The sequence below is a fragment of the Halochromatium sp. genome, from assembly GCF_046541315.1.
GTDB lineage: Bacteria > Pseudomonadota > Gammaproteobacteria > Chromatiales > Chromatiaceae > Lamprobacter.
On sequence record NZ_JBKHDN010000207.1, the window covers coordinates 1 to 4,796 of the forward strand.

Here is a 4,796-nt window from a genome sequence, read left to right on the forward strand (position 1 = left end):
GACCGGCTCGGCGCGACCACCGAGCTGCTCGGCGAGGAACCGCTCGATGCGGGCATTGGCGTCGAGCCGGTTCTCGGGCCGGGCGAAGCCGTGACCTTCGTCGGGGAAGACGATGTAGGTGACCGGCAGCTCCTTCTCGCGCATCGCGGCGACGATCTGATCGGCCTCGGCGATCTTCACGCGCGGGTCATTGGCGCCCTGTAGCACCATCAGCGGCGCCTCGATCTTGTCAGCATGGAACAGCGGCGAGATGCGCCGGTTCAGCTCCGGGTCGTTCTCGACATCGCCGACGCGCTTGACCAACTGCTTCTTCATCGGTGCCCAGTACGGCGGCACCGATTGGAACAGGGTCTCGATGTTGGAGGGGCCGACGAGATCGACCCCGCAGGCGTACAGCTCGGGCGTGAAGGCAAGCCCGGCCAGGGTCGCGTAACCGCCATAGGAACCGCCGTAGATGCAGACGCGCTCGGGATCGGCGATGCCCTGCGCGATCGCCCAGCGCACCGCGTCGGTGAGGTCGTGCTGCATGGCACCGACGCCCCATTCCTGGTTGCCGGCGTTGAGGAACGCCTTGCCGAAGCCGGTCGAGCCACGGAAGTTGACCTGCAGCACCGCGTAACCGCGATTCGCCAGCCATTGCGCCTGGGCGCTGTAGCCCCAGTCATCGCGCGCCCAGGGACCGCCGTGCACCAGCAAGACCAGCGGCAACTGCTTGGGCTCGAGGCCGAGCGGCAGGGTCAGATAGGAGGGCAGCGTCAGGCCATCGCGGGCCTGGATCTCCAGCGGCCGCATCTTGGCCAGGTCGTACTCCGCCAGCTCGGGGCGGGTCACGAACAGGCGCTCGGCCTGACGCGGAGGGCGAGTCGTGCTCGCAGTGCGATCCGAAGGGTGATCGCCGCTGCGATCCGTCGGTCGATCGTCGCTGCGATCCGTCGGGCGATCGTAGAGATAGTAGGTCGCCGGCCCATCGTCGGGCTGGTCGACGAACACCCAGCGATCGTCAGCCAGCGTGCGGCTGGCGATCGTGACCGCGCCCTCGGCGACCTCCTCCAGATAGGCCAGGTCGTCGGCGATGCGCGGATCGATGACCGTCCATTCCGGCTTCAGGTAATCGAACTCGACGGCTTGGACGCGATGCTCGGTCGGATGCATGACCACCGAGCCGACATCGGCCTTCGCGTTTTTGGCCAGTTCGGCGCTGACCTCGCCAGTCTTGGCGTCGATGGCCAGCAGCCGGGTGGTATCGGAGCCGAGCGAGCTGGTGACGAAGAGCTGATCGCCCTGCTCATTGAACGCCAGTGCGCCGCCGTTCTCGCCGAACGGAAAGCGCAGCAGCTCGCGCCAGGGCTGATCCTCGCTGTCGCGCACGCGGATGATGTCGTCGCCGGTCTCGGGATCGGAGGCCTCGGCGGCGCGGATGCGGAAATCGGCATCGGTGAGCCATTTGACCACGTCGCCCGGATTCTCGGTATCCAGCGCGATCTCGCCGCTGTCCAGCTGTATCCGGTACATGTCGAAGACGCTCGGATCGCGCTTGTTCAGCCCGACCAGGACCTGGTTCGGATGCTCGGGATGGGTCATCAGATTCTGCGCGCGCACGCCCTCGAACGGGGTCAGGTCGCGCGCCTCTTGGGCCTCCTCGCCCGCCAACGCCACCGCGTAGAGATGCCAGTTCTCATCGCCGTCCTCGTCCTGCACATAGAGGATGCGCGCGCCGTCCTGGCTCCAGCCGTAGTTGCGGATGCCGCGCCGTTGGTCAGCGGTGATCTGGCGCGCCTCCGTGCTGCGATCGGCGGGCTGCACCCAGACATTGAGCACGCCCTCGGCGGACGGCGCGAGCCAGCTCAGATGGCGACCGTCCGGCGATATCCGCGCCTGGGCGCGGGTTGGATTGCCGAACAGCACCTCGCGCGGGATCAATCGCGGCAGCCCGCCGCCAGCGGCGTCCGCGGCGGAGGTCTTGGCTGTGGAATCCGCTGCGGGATCAGCGGCATGACTCGACATTGAACTGCTCATCAGGAGGACGCAGGCAATCAACAGGGTGGATGCGATCAGGAGGACGGAAGCGCGAATGGAACCAAACAATAGGGGGTGTGAACGACGGGGCATGAGCGGCGATCAATCGTGTCCGGCTTGGCCTTGCCGCGCTTGGCGCGCCTTGTCGATCAGCCCATCGGCGATCTCGAGCAGATCGGCATGGGTCTTGGCGCCCTCGTTGAGGACCACATAGCGACCGTCGACGATCAACATCGGCACCGCATCGACGCGATAGCGGGCCGCGAGCGTATTGGCCTTGGCGAGCGCCGCCTCGACCGCGAAGCTGTTGTAGACCTTGGCGAAGGCGTCGCGCTCGACCCCTTGCTCGGCGATCCAGTTGAGCACGGCCTTTTCGCTATAGAGGTTGGTGCGCCGCTGGGTCACGGCATCGAACACGGCCTGATCCAACGCCTCCAGCTCGCCGGCGAAATCGAGCGCGAAATAGAGTCGCGCCAAGCTCTCCCAGGCCGCGCGCCCAAAGGTCACCGGCACGCGCTCGAAGCGCACGTCGCTCGGCAGAGCGTCCGCCCACTGCTCGATCAAGGGGTTGAGGTCCGCGCAATGCGGACAGCCGTAGGAGAAGAACTCCTGGACTTCGATGTCCGTCCCCTCGGGCGTGCTCTGGGCGTCGCTGCTCAGGGCCCGCCAGTCGCGCCCCTCGACGAGTTCGGCGCTGGTGCCCACAAACGGCCACAGCAGGCAGGCCATCGCGACCAGCAGGGAGGCGCTGAAGCGCCGTCGAATTCTATCCATCATCGGTTCCTCCGCGAAACATCAACGATCGTCGTGAGTGACTGTCCACAAATGACTTCCCGATGTCGGAGCGACCGGTCGCGGCAGCTTCGGGAAGCCCTGATGGACACTAGCTTATTGCTCTTCGAGAACCTGCGCCAAGCGCTTCGGCTCGACGAAGCCGGGCACCATCTGGCCGTTGTCGAGCACGATGGCCGGGGTGCCGCGGATGCCCATCAGCTCAGCAAGCTCCATGTGGCGCTCGATCGGATTGTTGCAGGCCTGGCTCTCGACCGGCTGGCCATTCTTGGCCTCGGTCATCGCGGCCTGCTGATCCTTCGCGCACCAGACCGCGACGGCCTTCTCATAGGATGGGGTATCGACGCCGGTGCGCGGGTAGAACAGGTAGCGCACGCTGATGCCTTCCGCCGCATAGGCATCGATCTGCTGATGCAGCTTGCGGCAGTAACCGCAATCGATATCGGTGAAGACGGTGATCTCGTGTTCGGCGTCGGGCGCCTCGAAGACGATCATCTCGTCTTCGCCGAGGGCGCTGAGCGCGCGCAAGCGCGCCTTGTTCTGAGCCGCGTCGGCGAGATTCTCGCGCGTCTCGAGGTCGACGATGGCGCCATCGATCAGATAGCGGCCGTCGCCGGTCATGTACATCACCTGCGGGCCGATCTCGACCTGGAACAGGCCATCGATCGGAGTTGGCTGCACGCTGGTCGGCTTTGCGTCCGGCAGCACCTTCGCCAGTGCCTCGCGGATGGTCTGTGCCTCGCTTGCGGCGAGCGTCGTGCTGGCGACCAACAGCGCCGCAGCGGCGGCGATTCTGAATCGAAAACGCGTTGTCATCCTAGTGTCCTCCAATGTCGAGCATGATGTTCGAAAGGGTCGGATCGGGCTCGGCCACGGCAGCGATGCTCGCCCAAGGCCGATGAAAAGCCCGGTCGCAAAGGCCGGCAACATTAGAGCATGCGAGCCTCAAGGTCCACTGTTGCGCTGGTTAACATCTGGACAGACGGCGCGCCAAGCCAGGTGGCGGGCCGCGTCAAGCCCGGGGATGGTGCTTGGCATGCAGTTGCTTGAGGCGCTCGCGCGCGACATGGGTGTAGATCTGGGTGGTGGAGAGATCCGCGTGGCCGAGCAATAGCTGTACGACGCGCAAATCGGCGCCATGGTTCAACAGATGGGTCGCGAACGCGTGCCGCAGGGTATGCGGCGACAGCGGCTTGACGATCCCGGCCAGCGCCGCGTAGCGCTTGATCAACTGCCAGAAGGCCTGGCGCGTCATGCAATCGCTGCGCTGGGTCGGGAACAGATAATCGCAGGCGCGCGCGCCGAGCAAGACGGCGCGCGGACCGCGCATATAGCTCACCAACCAATCGGTGGCCTCCTCGCCGAGCGGCACCAGGCGCTCCTTGTCGCCCTTGCCGGTGATGCGCACCACGCCCTGGGTCAGGCTGACGGCATCCGGCCGCAGGGTGACCAGCTCGGTGACGCGCAGGCCGCTGGCATAGAGCACTTCCAACATGGTGCGATCGCGGTGACCGCGCGGATCGTCGGTATCGGGCGCCGCCAGCAGGGTCTCGACATCGGCCTCGGTCAGCGACGTCGGCAGCGGTCGCCCGAGCCGTGGCGCGTCGACCCGCTCGCTCGGATCTTCGTGGATGCGGCCCTGGCGTCTGAGATGCCCATAGAACTGCCGCAGACAGGACAGCACTCGCGCCGCCGAGCGCGGCTTGCGCCCCTGCTGGGCGAGCAGCGCGAGGTAGTCGAGTAGATCGCTGCGCTGGGCTTGGATCAGGTCGCGCTGGCGGTCGCGGCTCAGCCACTGGTGAAAGGCACGCAGGTCCGATTGATAGGCCGCGAGCGTATTCGCGCTCAGGCCGCGCTCCATCCAGAGGGCGTCGGCAAAGGCCTCGATGATCCTCAGGCCCGCCTCGGCGCCAGTGCCGGCGCTCGATCCAGCGCTCGAACCAGCGCCAGGGCTAGTGCCAAGGCCAGTGCCAGCGCCAAGGTCAGCG

At 66.3% G+C, this 4,796-nt stretch carries 4 protein-coding genes; all 4 read right to left on the bottom strand.

Annotation, left to right across the window (positions count from 1 at the left end; translation table 11 throughout):
* On the bottom strand, nt 1-2,004 hold a 2,004-nt coding region (locus tag ACLFQI_RS11630), incomplete at its 3' end, for a S9 family peptidase (RefSeq protein ID WP_410759515.1).
* A gap of 114 nt (nt 2,005-2,118) precedes the next feature.
* Complete coding sequence (locus tag ACLFQI_RS11635; RefSeq protein ID WP_410759517.1) at nt 2,119-2,790, bottom strand: thiol:disulfide interchange protein DsbA/DsbL; 672 nt, start codon at nt 2,788-2,790, stop codon at nt 2,119-2,121.
* A 114-nt stretch (nt 2,791-2,904) separates the two neighbouring features.
* Complete coding sequence (locus ACLFQI_RS11640; RefSeq protein WP_410759519.1) at nt 2,905-3,624, bottom strand: DsbC family protein; 720 nt, start codon at nt 3,622-3,624, stop codon at nt 2,905-2,907.
* Between the two features lie 196 nt (nt 3,625-3,820).
* Nucleotides 3,821-4,669 carry a site-specific tyrosine recombinase XerD gene (gene xerD / locus ACLFQI_RS11645; protein ID WP_410759521.1) on the bottom strand — a complete coding sequence of 283 codons (849 nt, stop codon included), beginning with the start codon at nt 4,667-4,669 and terminating at the stop codon, nt 3,821-3,823.
* Between the last annotated feature and the right edge of the window lie 127 nt (nt 4,670-4,796).